Source organism: Geomonas agri, from assembly GCF_020179605.1.
In the GTDB taxonomy this organism is placed as follows: domain Bacteria; phylum Desulfobacterota; class Desulfuromonadia; order Geobacterales; family Geobacteraceae; genus Geomonas; species Geomonas agri.
Window position 1 is genome coordinate 326,349 of sequence record NZ_JAINZO010000002.1, and the last position, 19,083, is coordinate 345,431.

The 19,083-nt window shown below is 62.4% G+C and carries 17 protein-coding genes; 3 read left to right on the plus strand and 14 right to left on the minus strand.

Going from position 1 to position 19,083, the window contains the following annotated elements:
* Positions 1-4: 4 nt before the first annotated feature.
* From K7R21_RS12845 to flhA, 4 genes are read right to left on the minus strand one after another with little or no spacing between them, the layout of a single operon-like run.
* Entirely contained in the window at positions 5-757 is a 753-nt protein-coding gene (locus K7R21_RS12845; RefSeq protein ID WP_199395706.1) for a FliA/WhiG family RNA polymerase sigma factor, read from the minus strand.
* Entirely contained in the window at positions 741-1,649 is a 909-nt protein-coding gene (locus tag K7R21_RS12850; protein WP_224983707.1) for a MinD/ParA family protein, read from the minus strand. The genes K7R21_RS12845 and K7R21_RS12850 overlap by 17 nt, the downstream gene beginning before the upstream one ends.
* A gap of 5 nt (positions 1,650-1,654) precedes the next feature.
* A complete protein-coding gene (locus K7R21_RS12855; RefSeq protein WP_224983708.1) occupies positions 1,655-3,100 on the minus strand; it encodes a flagellar biosynthesis protein FlhF in 1,446 nt (481 codons plus the stop codon).
* A complete protein-coding gene (flhA, locus tag K7R21_RS12860; RefSeq protein ID WP_224983709.1) occupies positions 3,090-5,171 on the minus strand; it encodes a flagellar biosynthesis protein FlhA in 2,082 nt (693 codons plus the stop codon). Before flhA ends, K7R21_RS12855 begins: the two co-directional genes overlap by 11 nt.
* A 332-nt stretch (positions 5,172-5,503) precedes the next feature.
* On the opposite strand from flhA, the gene K7R21_RS12865 reads away from it, so the two are divergent.
* A complete protein-coding gene (locus tag K7R21_RS12865; protein ID WP_224983710.1) occupies positions 5,504-6,736 on the plus strand; it encodes a BamA/TamA family outer membrane protein in 1,233 nt (410 codons plus the stop codon).
* Positions 6,737-6,918: 182 nt separating this feature from the next.
* Here the strand turns inward: K7R21_RS12865 and K7R21_RS12870 are convergent, their stop codons facing one another.
* Positions 6,919-7,773, minus strand: coding sequence for an FRG domain-containing protein (locus K7R21_RS12870; protein ID WP_224983711.1), 855 nt, complete (start codon positions 7,771-7,773; stop codon positions 6,919-6,921).
* Positions 7,774-7,811: 38 nt separating this feature from the next.
* Positions 7,812-9,251, minus strand: coding sequence for a MocR-like pyridoxine biosynthesis transcription factor PdxR (gene pdxR, locus K7R21_RS12875; protein WP_224983712.1), 1,440 nt, complete (start codon positions 9,249-9,251; stop codon positions 7,812-7,814).
* A 160-nt stretch (positions 9,252-9,411) separates the two neighbouring features.
* Here pdxR and K7R21_RS12880 point away from each other — a divergent pair, with 160 nt between their 5' ends.
* On the plus strand, positions 9,412-10,086 hold the full coding sequence (locus K7R21_RS12880) for a hypothetical protein (RefSeq protein ID WP_224983713.1): 675 nt from the start codon (positions 9,412-9,414) through the stop codon (positions 10,084-10,086).
* A 27-nt stretch (positions 10,087-10,113) separates the two neighbouring features.
* Here K7R21_RS12880 and K7R21_RS12885 read toward each other — a convergent pair whose 3' ends face one another.
* Positions 10,114-11,031, minus strand: a complete 918-nt coding sequence (locus K7R21_RS12885) for a TIGR01212 family radical SAM protein (protein ID WP_224983714.1) — start codon at positions 11,029-11,031, stop codon at positions 10,114-10,116.
* A 134-nt stretch (positions 11,032-11,165) separates the two neighbouring features.
* Between K7R21_RS12885 and K7R21_RS12890 the strand changes: the two genes are divergently transcribed.
* Positions 11,166-13,667 carry a helicase C-terminal domain-containing protein gene (locus tag K7R21_RS12890; RefSeq protein ID WP_224984900.1) on the plus strand — a complete coding sequence of 834 codons (2,502 nt, stop codon included), beginning with the start codon at positions 11,166-11,168 and terminating at the stop codon, positions 13,665-13,667.
* 16 nt (positions 13,668-13,683) lie between these two features.
* Here the strand turns inward: K7R21_RS12890 and K7R21_RS12895 are convergent, their stop codons facing one another.
* The 7 genes from K7R21_RS12895 to nadD all read right to left on the minus strand — a co-directional run bounded on the left by K7R21_RS12895 (position 13,684) and on the right by nadD (position 19,077).
* A complete protein-coding gene (locus K7R21_RS12895) occupies positions 13,684-14,421 on the minus strand; it encodes a ComF family protein (protein ID WP_224983715.1) in 738 nt (245 codons plus the stop codon).
* Positions 14,422-14,435: 14 nt separating this feature from the next.
* Positions 14,436-15,089 (minus strand): lactate utilization protein, encoded by a 654-nt coding sequence (locus tag K7R21_RS12900; RefSeq protein ID WP_224983716.1) that lies wholly within the window; start codon positions 15,087-15,089, stop codon positions 14,436-14,438.
* A gap of 160 nt (positions 15,090-15,249) precedes the next feature.
* Positions 15,250-15,912, minus strand: a complete 663-nt coding sequence (locus K7R21_RS12905; protein WP_224983717.1) for a flavodoxin family protein — start codon at positions 15,910-15,912, stop codon at positions 15,250-15,252.
* 56 nt (positions 15,913-15,968) lie between these two features.
* Positions 15,969-17,504, minus strand: coding sequence for a 2,3-bisphosphoglycerate-independent phosphoglycerate mutase (gpmI, locus tag K7R21_RS12910; protein WP_224983718.1), 1,536 nt, complete (start codon positions 17,502-17,504; stop codon positions 15,969-15,971).
* An 82-nt stretch (positions 17,505-17,586) separates the two neighbouring features.
* Positions 17,587-18,051: a 23S rRNA (pseudouridine(1915)-N(3))-methyltransferase RlmH gene (locus tag K7R21_RS12915; protein ID WP_224983719.1), complete on the minus strand. Its 465-nt coding sequence runs from the start codon at positions 18,049-18,051 to the stop codon at positions 17,587-17,589.
* Positions 18,048-18,437, minus strand: coding sequence for a ribosome silencing factor (rsfS, locus tag K7R21_RS12920; RefSeq protein WP_224983720.1), 390 nt, complete (start codon positions 18,435-18,437; stop codon positions 18,048-18,050). Before rsfS ends, K7R21_RS12915 begins: the two co-directional genes overlap by 4 nt.
* A complete protein-coding gene (gene nadD, locus K7R21_RS12925) occupies positions 18,427-19,077 on the minus strand; it encodes a nicotinate-nucleotide adenylyltransferase (protein ID WP_224983721.1) in 651 nt (216 codons plus the stop codon). Before nadD ends, rsfS begins: the two co-directional genes overlap by 11 nt.
* Between the last annotated feature and the right edge of the window lie 6 nt (positions 19,078-19,083).

The window sequence follows — 19,083 nt, forward strand, 5'->3', positions numbered from 1 at the left end:
CCCCCTAGGCGACGCGCTTCATCTTGCCGCGCAGCCTGACGATGGCCTGGCTGTGCAGCTGCGAGATGCGCGACTCGGTGAGATCGAGCACGGCGCCGATCTCCTTCAGGTTCAGCTCTTCGTAGTAGTAGAGCGTGATCACGATGCGTTCCTTCTCGGGGAGTGAGTCGATCGCCTCGGCGAGACGCTCAACGGTCTGGCGCGCGATCAGTTGGCTCTGCGGGCTCTCGGTCCCCTTGTCCTCCAGGACGTCCAAGAGACCGAAGGGAGCGCCGTCCTCGTCGTGCCAGGCGTCGTCCAGGGAGACGAAGGAGAGGAGATGAATCTCCTCCAGGAGCCGGAAGTAATCCTTCAGTTCGAGCCCCATGGCGGTGGCCACCTCGTCCGAGGAGGGGTTCCTCCCCAGGCGCTGCTCGAGCTGGGAGAACTCCTTCTCCAGCTTCTTGAACTTGTCCCTGAGGCTTCTGGTCAGCCAGTCCTGGGCCCTCAGTTCATCCATGATGGTGCCCCGGATGCGCTGTTCCGCGAAGGTCTTGAACTGGACCCCGCGGCTGGGATCGAATCGTTCCGCGGCGGAGATCAGGCCAATAACCGCGGCGCTTCTCAGGTCGTCCCGATCGAGGTGCGGGGGGAGTGAAGAGGCGATCCGGTCGACAATGAACTTAACCAGCGGGAGGTGGGTGACCACCAGTTCGTCCCTGCTCATCGGGACCCCGCGCTGCGCCTCATGCTCATACGCCTTAAGAAGACAATTCATGGTTCCTCCACATCGTGCTAGATGCCACCGAAGCTGCCGGGATGGCCCCTGCGCCGGCCGGCTGCTCCGCATTGATTTTCTGTGCCAAAATTTTGAATCCCGTTGACGCCTTGGCTTCCGGGAAGAGGCGGCATAAAGCCCCGCGACGCCTTACACTTTCCACCAACAGCTCGTCATGCAGGATCGTTCCTGCGTGGTCAAACTGTACTTGCAAAAACCGGCCCGTAATCGCGGCCAACTTCGAAAAGAGTGTGTCACCCTCCTGGTTGTCGCGGCACATGTTGATCAGGAGGCGGAAGCGGAAGGAGCTGTCGCGGCCGGAAAGCATCTTGATCAGGGCGTAGGCGTCGGTGATGGAGGTCGGCTCGGGGGTCACCACCAGCATGATCTCGCGGGCGAGTGCCGCGAAGCCGGTCAGGTTGGCCGCCATGCCGGAGCCCGTGTCGATCAGGAAGTAGTCGAAATCGTTTTGCAGCCGGAGCATGGCCTGCAACAGGGCGCTGCGCTCCCAGGGGGAGAGGGCGCTGTATTGCTGCATCTCCATCCCCGCCGGCAGGACGCTCACCCCGCCTCCCAGCTCCACCACCGTCTCCTTCAGGTCGATGTCGCCGGAGAGAACCTGCCCCATGCGGAACGGTGCGTCCTTGCCCAGGCGCAGGCAGATATCGCCGATGCCGGGGTTGCAGTCAATTATAAGGACCCGCTCACCCCTGGCGGCGAGCGTGGTGGCCAGGTTCACCACCACCGAGGTCTTGCCGACCCCGCCCTTGCCGCTGGTGACCGAGATCACCCTTAGCCCCTCGCGCACCTGGAGCTGGTCCGGTACTTCGGTCTTGGCACGCCCCGCCAGTCTCCTGAGGGATTCGGCCTGGTCTGTTGCTAGGCAAGACATTGTCATCAGTTAGACTCCTGCACTACCATGGCGGCGAGCTTCTTGGAGGTCGCCACCTCGATGTCCTCGGGCACCTTCTGCCCGGTGCTGAAATAAGAGAGAGGGATCTTGTGTTTGAAACAGGTGTCGACGATGCAGCCAAAGGTCCGGCTTTCGTCGAGCTTGGTGAAAAGGAGCTTGGTCAACGGCAGGGTGCCGAAGGTGGCGATGATCTCGTCGATCTCGCGGCTCCTAGTGGTCGCCGACAGGCAGAGGTAGACGTCGATGCCGCTCTGGGTCTCGAGGTACCCCTTCAGCTCGTCGAGGCGGTCGGCGTCTTTCGGGCTCCTGCCGGCGGTGTCGATCAGGATCAGGTCCTTGTCGGAGTGACGGGCGAGCGCGTTGGAGAGTTCCTGCGAGTTACCGGCCACCTCCAGGGGGAGGTCCATGATCTTGGCGTAGGTTTTCAGCTGCTCGACCGCGCCGACCCTGAAATTGTCCATGGTGACCATGGCGACGGAGACGCGACGGTTGAGCGCGTACATGGCGGCGATCTTGGCTATCGTGGTAGTCTTGCCGACGCCGGTCGGCCCAACCACGGCCACGATGCGCGGGCCATTCTTCTTGATGCGCAGCGAGCCGGAGCACTTCACCATGCCGGCCAGGTTCTCGGCCATCAGCGAGCGGAGCTCGTCCAGCGGCAGCCCCTCCTCGGCGGCGGCACGGACCGACTCGGTGAGCGCCTGGACCGCCTGCGGGCCGACGTCCTCACCCCGCAGCTCCTCGGCGAGTTGCTCCAGCAGCCGCTCCTCATCGGTAGTGCGGACGGTTTCCTTGACCAGCTTGAGCGCCGGGGCCGCTGTTGCTGCCTGCTCGACCGGGAAGGCAAACGCCGGCGCTTCGGGCTGCACCGCGGCCTTGACCGCGGTCTGCTCCAGCGCCTGCCCGGCCAACTGGAAGGTCACCGGCTTGGCGCCCTTCTCCGGGCTCTTCTCGGGGCTCTTATCCTTGCTGCCGGAGACCGCGTTGTAGAGAAGCTGCTTGATCTCTTCGAGCTCCTCCTTGCCAAAGGTCCTGGCGACGGCCGGGGTTTCCGGCTGGGGCTCCTGGGGCTGGGGTACGGCCTGCTGGGCGGCCTGCTGCGCTTCCTTCTTAGTGAGCGCCTCGATGCGCTGCTTCAGTTCGCGCACCTCGCGCGCCAGGGGGCCCAGCATGGAGTTCTGGAACTCCTCGCGGGTGGAGAGCTCGCGCTCCGGGGCCGGCGGCGGCTCCTCCCGGTACGGATTCGGGCGCTGTTGCGGCCTGGGTTCCAGGGCCGCGGTCACCTCGTAGTAGGGCTTGGAGAAGAAGCCGAGGATCCCCTTCTTGCGCTCCTTCTTGGAGGAGAGGATCATCGCGTCCAGACCCATCTCTGCCTTGACCATCCTGAGAGCTTCCGACATCTCGCCTGCTTGGAATGTTTTAACTAGCATTGATCACCACCACGCCTAAGGATTGGATTTTTATGTTGGGCGGGATCTCGTTGTGCGAGATGACCGCCAGGTTGGGCATGAACCGTTCCGTGAGTTTCTTCACGTGACGACGGATGGAGGGGGAAGCCATCAAGACCGGCAGTGCGCCGATGGCGTCGAACTGCTCGGCATTCCTGCGGATGGCGGCCAGGACGCGCTGTGCGACGTGCGGGTCGATGGCCAGGTAGCTTCCCTGCTCCGAGAGCTGGACCGAATCAATGATGGTCTCCTCGATGTCGTGGTCCAGGGTGAGCACGCAGAGGGTGTCGTCCTCGCGCTTGTACTGCTCCACGATGTAGCGCCCCAGGCTCTGCCGCACGAACTCGGTGAGCATCTCCGGGTCCTTGGTCACCCCGCCGTAGTCGGCCAGGGTCTCCAGGATGGAGCGCAGGTCGCGGATGGAAACGTTTTCCTTCAAGAGGTTCTTCACCACGCGCAGCACGGTGCCCAGGGAGAGGAGCGACGGGACCAGCTCCTCGACCACCTTGGGCAGGGTGGCGGCGATGCTGTCCAAAAGCTGCTGCAGTTCCTGGCGCCCCACCAGCTCGTGGGCGTGCTTCTTGATGGTCTCGCTGATGTGGGTGGCGAGGATCGTGGTGTTGTCGACCACGGTGTAGCCGGAGACCTGCGCCTTCTCCCGCTCTTTCCCCTTGATCCAGACCGCGGGGAGACCGAACACCGGCTCCGTGGTCTTGATCCCCTCCAGCGCCCCGACTGCGCCGCCGGAGTCCATGGCCAGGTACTGGCCGGAGAGCTCGCCGCCCCCAACCTTGGCGCCGTTGATCAGGATGTTGTACTCGTAAGGTTTCAGCTGCAGGTTGTCGTGGATGTGAATCGGGGGAACGATGAAGCCCATGCGGTCCGCCACCTGCTTCCTGATGGAGCGGATGCGGTCCAAAAGCTCCCCTTGCTGGCTCGCGTCCACCATGGGGACCAGGCCGTAGCCCACTTCCAGCTCCAGCATGTCCAGCGGGCGGATGCTGCTGATCTGGTCGCTCTCCTCGGCACCTGCGGCCGTGGTCTCCACCACGTCCTCCACCTCGGCCTTCTTCTCCACCGCCATCTTGCTCACCATGTACGAGACGCCGGAGAGCAGGAAGAAGGCGAAATGCGGCAGCCCCGGGATCAGGGCGAACAGGAACAGAACCCCGGAAGCGACCTGGAAGGCCTTGGGGTAGTTCAAGAGTTGCCCGGCGATCTCATGGCCGAAGTTGTTCTCGTCGGCGGAGCGGGTCACGATGACGCCGGCCGCAGTGGAGATGATCAGGGCCGGGATCTGGGCCACCAGCCCCTCGCCGATGGTGAGCAGGGTGTAGTTCTGCAGCGCCTGGTCCAGCGGCATCCCCTTCTGCCAGACGCCGATCACGAAGCCGCCGATGATGTTCACCAGCACGATCATGATGCCGGCGACCGCGTCCCCGCGCACGAACTTGGAGGCACCGTCCATGGAACCGTAGAAGTCCGCCTCGCGGGCGATCTTCTTGCGACGCAGCTTGGCTTCCTTGTCGGTCAGGATGCCGTTGGAGAGGTCGGCGTCAATGGCCATCTGCTTGCCCGGCATGGCATCCAGGGTGAAGCGGGCGGCCACCTCGGCCACGCGTCCGGCACCCTTGGTGATGACGACGAAGTTGATGATGACCAGGATCAGGAAGATGACGGCCCCCACTACGTAGTTGCCGCCGACGACGAACTGTCCGAACGCCTTGATGACGCCGCCAGCCGCCTCGACCCCCTCGCTGCCGTGCATCAGGATCAGTCGGGTAGAAGCGATGTTGAGGGCCAGTCGGAATAGCGTGGTGACCAGGAGGATGGAAGGAAACACCGAGAAGTCGAGCGGCTGCACCGTGTAGAGGCAGACCAGCAGGATGACCAGCGCCACGGTGATGTTGGTAGCCAGAAAGATGTCGAGCATGAACGCAGGCAGGGGGACCACCATCAAGGCCAGCACCCCGATCAGGGCGATCGCCATGTAGATGTCCGAATTGCTTTTGGGTCCCGGGAGCGCCAGGGCGTCCGTCGAGGGGTTTGCCATGCGTCAGTTTCCTTTGCTTTGCCTGGGGGTTTTCTCTGCAGAGGGACCTTGTGCAACCGGTGTGCCATTTTCCGGAATGCGGCCCGGCGGCCTGGTCGCTGACAAAAACCGGAATGAATACAAGGGGGAGCGGGCGGCAAGTAAGGGACGCCGCAGTGGATAGGGCGGGGTGCCCGACGTCATTTTTGAAGTGCGGTGCTAGTCATTTTTTTGACCGCAGCAAGTTAGAGCGTTCTTTTTTTCTTGTCAAAACGACGGAGAGCCGCTATGTTTTCCCCGCCCAAAGGAGGCTTTCCGCAGCTCTCCCAGGAGTTCCCCTGAAACGGACCACCATGCACGCATTAACGCTTCTATCGCTGATCCTTTTGTCGCTTCTGGCAGGCTGCACCAGCTATATCCCGTCCACCGTACTTCCGGCTCCCTCACCGGCACAACCGTACGTGAAGCTGGTCACCATCCCGCTTCCCGTGATCGCTTCCAGCCCCAACGAAGGGGTGACCTGGGGCGCCCTCACCGCGTTCCTTCTGCACAACGACAAGGACGAGGTCTCCGCGCTGTTCGCCCCGCAGGTGAACCAGAACGAGAACTTCGGCACCACGGGAACCCTCTACGGCGCCATGTACCCCTCCCCCTTGCGCAGCATAGAATTCAACATCTCCAAATCGACCCAGGTAAACTCCGACTACGAGATCAGGGTCAGGGACCAGAGCCTGATGGACCGGCAGCTGGAGCTGAACGCCTTCCTCTACAACTTCACCGACGGATCCGCCCGCTTCTTCGGCTTCGGCTCCGGCAGCAGCGTCGACAACGAAACCAACTTCGCCGACCGCGAACTCGGCTACACGGTATCGGCTGGTTACCCGCTGGCCACCAACACCATGCTCTACCTGGGCGACCGCCTGAGAAAGGTGGAAATCGACGAGGGGGCGGTCAAAATGCTCCCCAATACTCAGCAGTATTTCGCCCAGGCCGACGTCCCCGGCCTCGATGGCTTCAGCACCCATGCCCAATCCGTTTCCCTGGTCTACAGCACCCTCGATGCCCAGGCCATGGCCAGTTCCGGCATCCGCGCACGGGCCACCATCGAGGGGAGCCTGGCCGCCCTGGGTAGCAGCGCGCGCTTCGGGCGCTACGAGGCCGAGGTCAAAGGGTTCTTCCCGATCCCCGACAGCCGCTTTATCAGCGCCGGCAGGGTGGCCGTGGGACAGACCCGCGGCAGCTCCCTCCCCTTCCTGGAGCGAAGCATCCTCGGCGGCGAGAACACGCTCAGGGGGTACGGCAGGAACCGCTTCATCGACAACAGCTACGTGCTCTTAAACCTGGAGGAGCGGATCAGGCTATTCCGGTGGGAGGTGTTCGACGTCAAGGCGGACTGGGAACTGGCGCCGTTCGTCGACATCGGCGGAGTAGGCGATACGGTTGGAGACCTGCGGGGGCGGGACATCGAGGTGAATCCGGGCATTGGCTTCCGCGCCGTGGTGCGCCCCAACATCCTCGGCCGCATCGACGTCGGCTTCAGTAAGGACGGCCCCGCCGTCTTCGTGGGGCTTGGGTACCCCTTCTAATCCTCTGTAAAAAGTTGTCACTCTTCCTAGCTGCCACATTCCCCTCTCCCCTGGGAGAGGGTCAGGGTGAGGGTAGTGGCAGCTCCGAAATTCCTCCCTCACCCGCCCTTCGGGCACCCTCTCCCGGAGGGATAGGGCATAGAAAATCAAAGGGGACTGGCACCTGCGGAGCCAGTCCCCTTCTACGTATGCCGATGCGCCAACGACTGCTGTGGATCGATTTTGTCGGAAACCTTTTCCTGGATGTAGCGCGCCAGCCCGTCAAGATCGGCGAAAACGAAAGCGTGGTTAATCCCCAAGAGCTTCAGTTCCTGGGCCAGAAAACCCCGGTTCTCGAAGGGAATACGGTACTTGCGAATGTGCTCGCGTGGAGTGAGTTGTTGCTCCAGCGGCCGCCACGGGTTCCTCAACAGTGAGAATACGCCGCTTTGCGCCTTGATGCGGGAGGCGATCACCGGCGCCATGAAGAAACAGGTGTCGGCTTCGAAGGGATTGGCCCTCTCGTCGATGTCTGAGAGCCCGTACATGGTGTGGGCAATGTAGAGCGCGGCGCCGCCACAGTAGTCAGGGTTGTTGAGCCGGTCCCGGCGCAGGGCCAGGTCGCCGTACGGTTCGGCGACGGCGAAGTACAGGGCGATCAAGGGATTCACCGACCAGTCCAGCAGCCTGGTCGGCAGGCCATGGTGCTGCGCCAGGGCCAGCCACTCCCATTCCGTCGCCGGTTGCACCTCGACCAGGTGGCGCCCCGATTTCTTGAACTCCTGCAGCGCCTGATACTCGCCGTAGATGTCAGCCGGCATCACCTCGCCCGGGGGAAGCTTCCCCGCCGCGCCCGGGTCGGGAGTGAGCCGCCCGATCTTCGGGATCAGCGTGTAGAAGTCTCTGCTCTCACCCCGGAAGAAGTTCCACGACCCTGGGGCGGTCTTGATGATCAGCCTGCGGAAGTCGTCAAAAGATGTGATCTCGCCCGAGATATCCATGGTCCCTCCTGCCGGTGCCGCAACGTCGACCACCGCAGCACCACAAGAGTTAACCATAAATAATCTTTCCGGCAGCTACCAACCTACCGACGCGGCTAGCCGAACCACGCCTGCCTCAATAGCTTGATCCCCTCGGCGATCTCTTCCGCGGAGAGGCCGCCAAAACCGATCATGATCAGGTTCTCCGGGGCGGACTCCGGGTTCTGCCAGAACTGCCGGGTCGGCGTCACCTTGACCTGGTACGCCGCCGCCCGCGCCACCATCGTTTCCTGGGTCTCACCCGTGAAATGCTCCAAAAGCACGTGCAGACCGGCGTGGGACCCATAAATGCGCACCCGCTCACCCATCTCCCTCTGGATCGACTGCACCAGGACCTCGTGCTTCTTCTTGTTCACCAGGCAGACCTTGCGCAGGTGCCGGTCCCAGTGTCCTCCCGACAACAGGCTCGCCGCCACGTACTGCTGCAGCCTCGGCACGGTGCACTTGTAGCGCTCGAAGACGGTATGGTAGCGGGACAGGAGCCACTGCGGCAGCACCATGTACCCCATGCGCAGCCCGGGCGCGAAAGCCTTGGAGAAGGTCCCCAGGTAGATGACGCGCTCCTGGCAGTCAATCGACTGCAGGGCGGGGATGGGCCGGGTGCGGTAGCGAAACTCGCTGTCGTAGTCGTCCTCGATGATGACACCCCCGCTTTGCTCCGCCCACTGCAAGAGCCTCATGCGGTGCTGGATAGGCATCACCACCCCGGTCGGAAGCTGGTGCGAAGGGGTCACGTAGGCCAACCGCGCCCCGCTTTTCTTCAGCTCCGCCGGGTCGATGCCCCATTCCCCCACCGGGATCGGGAGCACCTTGTAGCCGTGGTTGCCGAAGATGACCCTGGTGAAGTCGTACCCCGGCTCCTCCATCCCCAGGATGCGCTCCTCCAGCGGAAACAGCAGGCAGATCATCATCGCCAGGTCCTGGAGACCCGCCCCCACCACGATCTGCTCAGACGAGCATTTGACACCCCGCGACTGGCGCAGGTACTTCGCCAACTCCCGCCGCAACTGCAGCTCACCCTGCTTGTCCCCGTAGTAGGCGATGGAATCGACCTTGAGCGATGTGAGCACCTCGTTGTTCAGGCGCCGCCACAGTGCATGGGGGAAGGAATGGGGATCGAAGTCGCCGTAGGAGAAGTTGTATTTTACCGGCTTCGCCTGCTCGGGCGGCGGCTCGTCCATATCTGCCGTCCCGGTTGCCGGAAGAAGCTGCACATCTTCCCCGTCCCCAGTTATGCAGGGAAAATGCAGCAACTCTTCCCTAAGGTCCTGTACCACGTACCCCGATCCATGCCGCCCCTCCACGTACCCCTCGATGCAGAGTTGGTCGTAGGCCGCCTCAACCGTGTTGCGTGCGATGGATAAATTTTTTGCCAGGTCCCGGGTCGATGTCAGTCGGCTCCCCTTCTCGTATTCGCCGGTGATGATGTTCTGTTTCAGCTGCTCATAAAGCTGCTGATACAAAGGCTTTTTTGATTCAGGATTCAGGTAGATCATGGCTTAACTCTCTCGGCACGCTGCAGACGATAAAAAAGCTGTAAACGAAGTGTATCCATAAAATTTATGAAATGTGGCCCTTCACATGGATACTGTTTGAGTCCTATCCTTACACCAGAATCAAAGCGGTGTAAATACTCACCCAGCCCAGGAGGACATTATGAAAGGTCTCAACACGAAACTCCTCACAGTTATGACCATGATCGCAACCGCGCTTTTGGCAGCGTCTCCCCTGACTGCTACTGCCGCGGAATCCGGCGCTGCAGGCAAGGCCGCCCATAGAACCGCCGCAACCGAACAGGCAGAACGGATGGAACTTAAAATAGGCTGGGTCACCGTCGCCAACGACGGTTCCCTGCACGTCGACTTCAGCGTCAAGGACGGCAACGGCAAGGCGGTCACGGGATTAACCAAGGACGACATCGCCGCGGTATCGTTCGGGCGTATGGGTTACGAGGACGAGGTCGGTTTGAGGACGGTAGTGGGCCAACCGAACAAGATCTGGCTGAGCTACCTGGAGAAGCGCCGTGACGGGCAGGGCGTTGAGCGGAACCGTGGCGTCGTCGCACTTGGGGCGAAGGATCGTCTCATTGAGGAAGGGGACGGCAGCTACAGCCTCGAGGTCAAAAGACCGGCGCGACTGCTGACCAAGTTCAGCTATGAGCCGATGGCCGAGACCGGCGTGCTGCTCAGGATCAAGAAGGATGGCGGTGCGCAAGGGCGCGACTCGTATTTCTGGCGTCCCGCGCTGGCGAAGAGGATCGAAGTTCCCAAGATGCTGGCGCGCGAAGAAGGCGGTCGCCCCCTGAGCAGCAAGCCCCGCGCCTGGAACTAATCTGGAGGGCAAAAGGGGACACGCACCTTACGGGGCCAGTCCCCTTTTGTCACCCTGCCTGGTCTTTCTCCGCTCCAGTTCGTGATCGATGCAGTTCAGCACCTCGAACTTGGCCAGCGACCAGAGCGGCGCGATCAGATCCTTCCTGTTCCCATCTCCAGTCAGGCGCTGCACCACGATCTTTGGGTCGAGCCGCTCCAGGAAATCGCAGACCAGCCCCACGTAGCTGTCGCGGTCCAAAAGCTGTACCGTCCCTGCCTGGTACAGCTCGGCTAGGCGAGTGCCGCGCATCACGTGCAGGAGATGGATCTTCACCCCGTCCACCCCGGCCCGGTTCAGGAACTCCGCGCCGGAAAGCATCTCCTCCCGGCTCTCCCCCGGGAGCCCCAGGATGATATGGGCGCAGACCCGGATGCCGCGTTTTTGACATTCATGGACGGCGCTACTGAACGAGACGAGGTCGTGGCCGCGGTTGATGGCAGACAGGGTACGGTCGAGCGGCGACTGCAGGCCGAGTTCCAGCCAGAAGTAACAGCGCCGGGCGTACTCGGCAAGCAGGTCGAGGGTTTCGGTCGGGAGACAATCCGGGCGGGTGCCAACGATGAGTCCGACGACGTCGGGCACGGAAAGCGCCTCGTCATAGAGCCGGCGCAGATGTTCCACCGGCGCGTAGGTGTTGGAGTAGGACTGAAAGTAGGCGATGAAGCGGGCCGCCTTGTACTTCCTGACCATGACCTCCTTGGCGTGCTCCAGCTGTTCGGCGACGCCGACACCCAGAAGGATGCCGTAGGAGCCGGAGCCCTTACCGCCGCAGAAGATGCACCCTTCCGTCCCGACGCTGCCGTCGCGGTTGGGGCAGGTGAAGCCGGCGTCCACCGAGAGCCGCTGCACCTTGCACCCGAACACCCGCTTCAGCTCTTCAGAAAATGCATTGTAGCGCTGCATGAAATCTCCTCGGCTTCTCTTCTAACATAGATGGCGGCACTGGATCAATGACGGTGCTCCTCAACCTTAACTTCAACCTTGACCTGCCTTTTCAGTTGCCTCCCCCACCCAAACCCTGTATCTTCAACCGGGTCATGCAAAAGTACTTTTCAGCTCTCGCCATCGAGCAGCTCCGCACCGCAATCACCGAAGCAAACGGCAACGAAGTCTTCTTTTTGGGTCGCACCGACGAGGCGCGCATCGTCGTGACTGTGGAGCCGCTCGCACGCGGCAACAAGGACGCGGTCCCCGCCATCATGATTGCCTGCTCCTTCGGCGATGTGGTCATCCACAACCACCCTTCTGGCAACCTCACCCCCTCGCAACCCGACATCGAGATCGCTTCGCTCCTGGGCAACCAGGGGGTTGGCTTCTACATCGTCAACAACGACGCCTCCCGAGCCAACCAGGTGGTCGCCCCCTTCGCCCGCAAGGTCGTGGAGCGCCTCTCCTATCCCGAAGTGGAACATTTCTACGCGCCCGACGGCGTGCTGGCCCAGGCCCTCCCTGGCTACGAACACCGCCCCGAGCAGAGCCGGATGGCGCTCAACCTCTCCGAAGCCTTCAACGAGGAGAAAGTCGCCATCGTCGAGGCGGGGACCGGTACCGGCAAGTCGCTGGCCTACCTGCTTCCCGCCGCCCTCTGGTCGGTGCGCAACAAGGAGCGGGTGGTCGTCTCCACCAACACCATCAACCTGCAGGAGCAGCTGATCCAGAAGGATATCCCGTTTTTGCAGCAGCACGCCGGGGTGCAGTTCCGGGCGGTGCTGGTCAAGGGGCGCGGCAACTACCTCTGCCTCAGGAAGCTCCGCGTCAACGCCGCCGACGCATCGCTTTTCAAGGACGACACTGCCCAGGAATTGGACGCCATCGTGGCGTGGAGCAAGAAGACCGAGGACGGCTGCCGCGGCGACCTCGCCTTCATCCCCAAGGACGAGGTATGGGAAGAGCTCTGCTGCGAGTCGGACCAATGCGGCCGGGTGAAATGCCCCGAGTACCCGCGCTGCTTCTTCTACAAGGCCCGGCGCGAGGCGGCCGGCGCTGACCTCCTCGTGGTCAACCACGCCCTGCTTTTGGCTGATCTCTCGGTGCGCCAGGAGACCGGCTACGACGCCACCGCCATCCTCCCCCCGTTCACCCGGCTCATCTTCGACGAGGGGCATCACCTGGAGGACGTTGCCACCAACTTCCTCTCCAGCCAGGTCTCGCGTCTGGGGCTGGTGAAGCTTTTGGGCAAACTGCAGCACCCCAGAAAGGCACACCGCGGCGTGTTGCCGCAGCTATCCACCCAGCTTTCCGCCGCCGTCCCGGAATCGCAGGACGACCTCTACCTGGAGATCGCCGAAGTGCTGGAGGGGAGGCTGATCCCCCGGAGGGTTGCGGTGCTGGACGCGGTGACCCGCGGCATGGACCAGATCGGCGAGGCGCTGTTTAAGAAGCTGAAGAAGGACGGGGTCGAGCAGAAGTTGCGGGTGACGCCGGCGATTTATAGCACGCCGCTCTGGCTGGAGGTCACCCCCCACATTGAGCACATGGCCAAGGAGCTGTCAGACTACGCCCTCGCCATGCAGGTGTTCTTAAAGGGGTGCGAGAAACTTTCCGACAAGGTGCTGGAAAAGCTGGCCGGCCCACTCACCGACCTGCGGGGAGTAAAAGGCAGAATCGAGTGCGCCGTCGATGCACTTAGGTTCTTCTTGGCGCGCGAGGACGAGTTCTGCCGCTGGTTCGAGTTGAGAAAGGGGCCCCTGGTCAAGCTCTGCTGCTCTCCGCTGGAGGTGGCCGACTCGATCAAGAAAGCGATCCTGGACCGCTTCAAGACCGTGGTGCTAACCTCGGCGACGCTTGCCATCGGCGAGAAATTCGACTTTTTGAAGCACCGCACCGGCATCGAACTGCTCGCCAAGGACCGGGTCAGCGAGCTTTTGCTTCCCTCCCCGTTCGACTACGCACACCAGGCGCTGGTGGTGGTCCCGGCGGACATGCCTGAGCCGACCTCACCCATGTTCGAGGCCCGGCTCTGCAGCCACCTGCTGGACGCACTGAAAATCTCGCAGGGGCGCGCCTTCGTGCTCTTCACCTCATACGATCTGCTTATCAGGGTCTACAACCGCCTGGCCGAACCGCTCAAGGCCGCCGGCCTCACCCCCATGCGCCAGGGGGAGACCAATCGACACATGCTCCTCTCCAAGTTCCGCAACTCGCTCAACCCGGTGCTGTTCGGTACTGATTCCTTTTGGGAGGGAGTGGACGTGCAGGGGCGGGGGCTGGAGCTGGTGGTGATCACCCGGCTTCCGTTTCGGGTCCCCACAGAGCCGATCCTGGAGGCGAGGAGCGAGCACATCACCGCCAAGGGGGGCGATCCCTTCATGAGCTACACGGTGCCGCAGGCGGTGATCAAGTTCAAACAGGGCTTCGGGAGGTTGATCCGGAGCAAGGAGGACCGCGGCGCCGTCCTGATCCTGGATTCCAGGGTCCTCACCAAGAACTACGGCAAGATCTTCCTCACTGCCCTGCACGGGGTCACCGTCCAGAAGGCGCCGGAAGAAGAGATCTGCCACCGGCTCCAGGCCTTCTTCGCGCCGTCACAGCAGTCCTGAGCCCAAAGCAGTGGTCCTACTGCTGGAGCCCCCGGGCCACCGTCACCGCCACCACAGCGGCGACGTCCGCATCGCGCAGGGCATCGACGCAGGCGCCCAGGGTGCTGCCCGTGGTAAAGACATCGTCCACCAATAGCACCCGCTTTCCCGCCAGCGCCGTGGGATTGCGCACCCCGAAAGCCCCCTTCACGTTAGTCACCCTGTCGCCCGCATCGAGCCCGGTCTGGGGGTCGGTCCAGCGGAGCCGGCGCAGGTTTCCCACCACTTGCGGCACCCGTAATTTTTTGCCGAGCACCTCACCAATCAGCTGCGACTGGTTATAGCCGCGCTGCCGAAGCCTCTTGCGGTGCAGCGGCACCGGGACCACGCAGTCCGGCTTCGCCTCCCCCAGGAACTGTTCCAGCCTTTGGAAAGCCAGCACCCCCAGGGGGTCTGCCAGATGGATCTTGCCGCCGTACTTGAAACGGTGGATCAGTTCCTGAAGCGGCCCCGCCAGGACCGCCGCCGAGCGGCAGGTATGGAAAGGGGGATGGGAAAGGCAGGCGCCGCAGGTGTGGTCGCAGCCGGCTTCGGTGGCAAAGGGTGCGCCGCAGCGGGTGCACAGGGGGGATGTGAGGAAGGAGATCTTGCCGAGACAATCGGTACAGATGAAGGGCTGGGGCGGAGTTTCCTCCGCCCCCGTCACAGGTATGGCCCCTTTGCAGGCATGGCACAAAGGGGGAAACAGCAGATCGATCAGAGGACGCAAGAGCATGGTCCCCCCTCTTGTTACAGTCCCATGTCCTCGTTAACCACCAGGACCTTGATGTCGGTGTTCCTGGGCTTCTTCTCAATGATCGTGGTCACGCGGCAGATGCGCTGCGGGGAGTTGCAGTCGGAACAGAAGCCGGTGGTGGTACAGGGGGTGGAGAGGTTCAGCCTCTTGGCATTGGGCGGCGACGCGTAGGTCCGGATGCGCTGCACCGCGTCCTCGATGCTGCCGTCCACCAGCTTGTTGCGGCCCACCACCACGATCACCTTCTGAGGCCCGAAGAACATGGCGGCGGCGCGGTTGCCGTTGCCGTCGATGTTGACCAGGACACCGGAGAGGGTAACCGCGTTGCTGCCGGTCAGGAAAAGGTCGCAGGTGAGCTGGCGCCTGGTGATCGCCAGTTTCTCCTCCGGCGTAAGCCCCGGCGCGCCGTGGTTCAGGATCTCCTTGCCCATCCCCTTCAGCTTGTCGGAGAGCTTCAGGTCCGCGATGGAAAGGGAGCCGCCGAAGCCGACGCTTTTCGCCTCGGACGCCTCGTTGACGATGTAGTGGAAGACCTCTTCGCCGTTATGGCAGTAAAGCGCGTCGAAACCGTTCTTCTTCAGGTTTTCTACTGCCTTCTGGCATTTGTGGGCGTAGGCCCAGGTGTTCAACTCTTCGGTATTGCTCATGACTGCCTCCAGTACCCGTCTTTATCCGCAAATTGTTACGCTCGTCGCTCGGAGCGTCCCCGCCCCCAGAGGGGGAGGGGCAGGGAGGGGTCTATCCGCCGCATGCCCCCCTCCCAACCTCCCCCCTCCGGGGGGAGGAGATGGGTGTCAGCTAGCACGCTTACCTTTTAGCCAGGTACTCCTTCTCATAGGGCCAGCACTCGCCCATGAAGCCGATCAGATGGCTCATGCGCTCCTTGAAGCCGTTGCGGAACTGGTCCTGCTCCGGGAAGGAGCGCTTTTCGCGCACGCTGTCGCAAAGGTCCTTGCCCAAGGCGCGCGCCTTCTGGAACAGCGCCTCCTGGTCCGGGAACATGCGCGGCCCCGCGCCCGGAGTGCCGATGCTGCCGACGTTCTGGGCACCCATGGCGTTGACGATGCGCTGCATGTACTCCAGCGGCTCCTCGTCGCCGCCACCGCCGGAGGTCTCCACCAGGGCCGAGTATTTCCCTTCCAACGCCGTGAGGTGAATGAGGCCGTTGCAGCGATCCAGGAATGCCTTCAACTGGGCGGTGATGCTCAGGAGGTAGTTTGGGGTCGCCAGGATGAAGGCGTCGGCCGCCAGGAGCTTATCCTTGATGGTCTCGTACTCGTCCTTCACCGGGCAGATGCCCACCTTGTGACAGGCGTCGCAGGCCACGCACGGCTTGATCGGGGTCTCCGAAAGCGAGACGATTTCGATGTCGGCACCCGCCTGCACCGCTCCAGCCAATACCTCTTCCAAAAGGCGCCCCGTGGTGCCGTTCATGCCGCGGGGGCTGCCGTTGATTGCCAAAATTTTCATGGTCTTCTCTCCTTCTCTGCTTCTCTTCAGTTTGACTGGTCAGACGGGGTTACCAACTACGCCAGCAAACTCTTCCCGGTCATCTCCGGCGGTTGCGGCAGGGCGAGGAGTTCCAGCATGGTCGGCGCCAAGTCGGCAAGAACGCCGGTCCTCAGCTTGACACCCTTCCTGGCGTCATCCACCAGCACCACCGGCGCCATGTCGCAGGTATGCGCCGTGTGCGGTCCACCCTGGTCGTCCTGCATCATCTCGGCGTTGCCGTGGTCGGCGGTGATGATGGTGATGCCACCCTTGGCGCGCACCTTCTCCACCAGCTTGCCCACGCACTCGTCCACTGCCTCCACCGCCTTGACCGCTGCGGAGAAGATGCCGGTGTGACCGACCATGTCCGCGTTGGCAAAATTGAGGATGATGACGTCGTACTTGTCCTCGTCGAGCCGCTTCATCAGTTCCTCGGTGACGAGGTACGCGCTCATCTCCGGCTTCTGGTCGTAGGTGGCGACTTCCTTGGGCGACGGGATCAGGGCGCGGTCTTCGCCGGGAAAGGCCTCCTCGCGGCCGCCATTGAAGAAGAAGGTAACATGGGCGTACTTCTCGGTCTCGGCGATCCTCAACTGGGTCAGTCCGGCGTTGCTGATCACTTCCGGGAAGATGTTGGCCAGGTCCTCCGGTCCGAAGGCGATGGGAAGGCCGAAGGTTTCATCGTAAGAGGTCATGCAGACGTACGAGGCAAGCTTGGGCCACACCTCTCGCTGAAAGCCGTTGAACTGCGGATCGGTGAAGGCGCGGGTGATCTCGCGGGCGCGGTCGGAGCGGAAGTTGAAGAAGATGAAGCCGTCGCCGTCGGAGAGCCTGCCCACCGGCTCGCCGCCCGCCATGATGACACTCGGCAGCACAAACTCGTCGGTGACCCCGTCGGCGTAACTTTGCTTCATAGCGGCATCGGCGCTGGCGTACGGGTTCCCTTCCCCGAGAACCATGGCGCGGTATGCCTTCTCCACGCGGTCCCAGCGGTTGTCACGGTCCATGGCGTAGTAGCGCCCGATCACCGTCGCTATCTTGCCGAACCCGATGCGTTTGATCTCATCCTCCAGCTGCTGGATGTAGTCGGCGCCACTCTGGGGCGGGGTGTCGCGGCCGTCCATGAGGCAGTGCACGAAAACCTGGGAGACGCCCTGCCGCTTCGCCATGTCGATCAGCGCATAGAGGTGGGTGTTGTGGGAATGTACCCCGCCGTCGGAGAGAAGCCCCGCCAGGTGCAGCCTGCCACTTCCCGCCTTCGCCTTGGCCATGCAGTCCAGCAATGCCGGGTTGGTGAAGAAATCGCCATCGCTGATCGACTTGCTGATCCGGGTCAGGTCCTGGTAGACCACGCGGCCGGCACCGATGTTGGTGTGCCCGACCTCGGAGTTACCCATCTGCCCGGATGGGAGACCGACCGCGAGGCCGGAGCCGTCAATCTGGCCGGAGGGGTATTCGGCGGTGAGCCGGTTCATGTTGGGTGTTTTTGCTTGGGCGACGGCGTTGGCTTCCTGTTCGGGGTTGATCCCCCAGCCGTCGAGGATCATCAAGAGCAGAGGCTTTTTCGGCATGGCATTTCTCCCTCATTAGAGTTATTAGATCCAATTAAAAAAGGTGAAGCAGAACGTCTTCACCTTTGAAACAACCAGTTACCTACTCATGATGATACGGTTCACCATTAATGATGGTGAAGCCGCGGTAGATCTGCTCCAGCAGGAACACCCTCACCATCTGGTGGGTGAGCGTCATGCGGGAGAGCGAAATGGTTTTGAAAGCCTGGGCCCGGAAGCTGTCAGTGAAGCCGTAGGCCCCACCGATGGCGAAGACCAGGTCCTGGGTCCCCTGGTCACGATTCCTGGACAGGAAGGTGGCGAGTTCAGGGGAACTCATCTGCTCCCCCCTCTCGTCCAGGAGCACCAGCTTACCCCCCTTGGGGATCAGCTTGGCAAGGCGCTCACATTCGCGCTCCCGCATGGTTGCGGCCTGCGCCCCTTTTTCCTCGCGGGCTTCCAGGATCTCCAGCGGTGCGTACCGCCTGACCCTTCCCGCGTACTCTTCGATGCCAGTGCGGACCCAGCTCTCCTGGGTCTTGCCGACCCAAAGGAGCTTCAGTCTCATTTCTCTTTATGCTCCCAGAGATATTCCTCGGGGATCTCGATCTGCGGAGCACGGCTCCAGAGCTCGTCCAGGTTGTAGATCTTGCGCACCTCTTCCTGGAACAGGTGCACGATCACGTCGCCGAAGTCGACCACCACCCAGCGCCCCTCGTCGTACCCCTCGGTGTCGATAGCCTTGTCGATCGGCTTGAGTCCCTGCTTAACCGAGTCCGCCATGGCCTGCACCTGGCGGTCGGAGCGCCCGGTGGCCAGCACCAGGTAGTCGGCGATGCTGGAAATCTTCTTGATCTCGAGCACTTTGACGTCGAGGGCCTTCTTGTCCAGGGCGAAAGCCGCACATTTCACGGCGCGTTCCACGGCCGGAATCATTACTTCCTTATCTTGCATCAACGTATAACCCTTGTTCCTTTATGTAGTGCTCGACCGCCTCGGGAAGGAGGTACCGGATCGAGCGGCCGGCTTTGACCAGCTGCCGGATATGGCTGGATGAGATATCAAGCAGCACCCCATCGAGCGCGTAGACACAGTGGCCTGAACTGTGGTTCAGGCGTTTAGCCGCCGAATCATAACAGAACTCCCCACTTATGGCAACAGGGAGGGCCTGGGCGAGACTGGCGATGGTGGAACCGGGACGCTGCACGCTGACGATGTTGCACAGGCCGAAGATGGCCTGGTACTGGTGCCAAGTGGAGATGTCGTTGAAGGAGTCGGCCCCGACGATGAAGAAAAGCTCGTCGTCAGGTCGTTCCGCGTGCAATTGGCGCAGCGTGTCCACCGAATAGGAGCGCCCGCCGCGCACCGCCTCCATGTCGGAGACCTCGAACTTGGGGTTCCCCGCGACCGCCAGGCGCACCATATCCAGCCGACTGGCGAAGGAGAGTTCCCCCACCTGCGGCTTGTGCGGCGGCGTGGCGGCGGGGATGAAGACAACCCGGTCCAGTTGGAACAGGTCGCGCGCCTCCTCGGCGATGCGCAGGTGCGCGTTATGGATGGGGTTGAAGGTCCCCCCCAGAATCCCCGTTTTCATTGTTGT

What these genes read in the sequence shown, in the direction of transcription:
- K7R21_RS12845 (WP_199395706.1), bottom strand. Translation starts at nt 757, where the DNA reads ATGAATTGTCTTCTTAAGGCGTATGAGCATGAGGCGCAGCGCGGGGTC.
- K7R21_RS12850 (WP_224983707.1), bottom strand. Translation starts at nt 1,649, where the DNA reads ATGTCTTGCCTAGCAACAGACCAGGCCGAATCCCTCAGGAGACTGGCG.
- K7R21_RS12855 (WP_224983708.1), bottom strand. Translation starts at nt 3,100, where the DNA reads ATGCTAGTTAAAACATTCCAAGCAGGCGAGATGTCGGAAGCTCTCAGG.
- flhA (WP_224983709.1), bottom strand. Translation starts at nt 5,171, where the DNA reads ATGGCAAACCCCTCGACGGACGCCCTGGCGCTCCCGGGACCCAAAAGC.
- K7R21_RS12865 (WP_224983710.1), top strand. Translation starts at nt 5,504, where the DNA reads ATGCACGCATTAACGCTTCTATCGCTGATCCTTTTGTCGCTTCTGGCA.
- K7R21_RS12870 (WP_224983711.1), bottom strand. Translation starts at nt 7,773, where the DNA reads ATGGTTAACTCTTGTGGTGCTGCGGTGGTCGACGTTGCGGCACCGGCA.
- pdxR (WP_224983712.1), bottom strand. Translation starts at nt 9,251, where the DNA reads ATGATCTACCTGAATCCTGAATCAAAAAAGCCTTTGTATCAGCAGCTT.
- K7R21_RS12880 (WP_224983713.1), top strand. Translation starts at nt 9,412, where the DNA reads ATGAAAGGTCTCAACACGAAACTCCTCACAGTTATGACCATGATCGCA.
- K7R21_RS12885 (WP_224983714.1), bottom strand. Translation starts at nt 11,031, where the DNA reads ATGCAGCGCTACAATGCATTTTCTGAAGAGCTGAAGCGGGTGTTCGGG.
- K7R21_RS12890 (WP_224984900.1), top strand. Translation starts at nt 11,166, where the DNA reads ATGCAAAAGTACTTTTCAGCTCTCGCCATCGAGCAGCTCCGCACCGCA.
- K7R21_RS12895 (WP_224983715.1), bottom strand. Translation starts at nt 14,421, where the DNA reads ATGCTCTTGCGTCCTCTGATCGATCTGCTGTTTCCCCCTTTGTGCCAT.
- K7R21_RS12900 (WP_224983716.1), bottom strand. Translation starts at nt 15,089, where the DNA reads ATGAGCAATACCGAAGAGTTGAACACCTGGGCCTACGCCCACAAATGC.
- K7R21_RS12905 (WP_224983717.1), bottom strand. Translation starts at nt 15,912, where the DNA reads ATGAAAATTTTGGCAATCAACGGCAGCCCCCGCGGCATGAACGGCACC.
- gpmI (WP_224983718.1), bottom strand. Translation starts at nt 17,504, where the DNA reads ATGCCGAAAAAGCCTCTGCTCTTGATGATCCTCGACGGCTGGGGGATC.
- K7R21_RS12915 (WP_224983719.1), bottom strand. Translation starts at nt 18,051, where the DNA reads ATGAGACTGAAGCTCCTTTGGGTCGGCAAGACCCAGGAGAGCTGGGTC.
- rsfS (WP_224983720.1), bottom strand. Translation starts at nt 18,437, where the DNA reads ATGCAAGATAAGGAAGTAATGATTCCGGCCGTGGAACGCGCCGTGAAA.
- nadD (WP_224983721.1), bottom strand. Translation starts at nt 19,077, where the DNA reads ATGAAAACGGGGATTCTGGGGGGGACCTTCAACCCCATCCATAACGCG.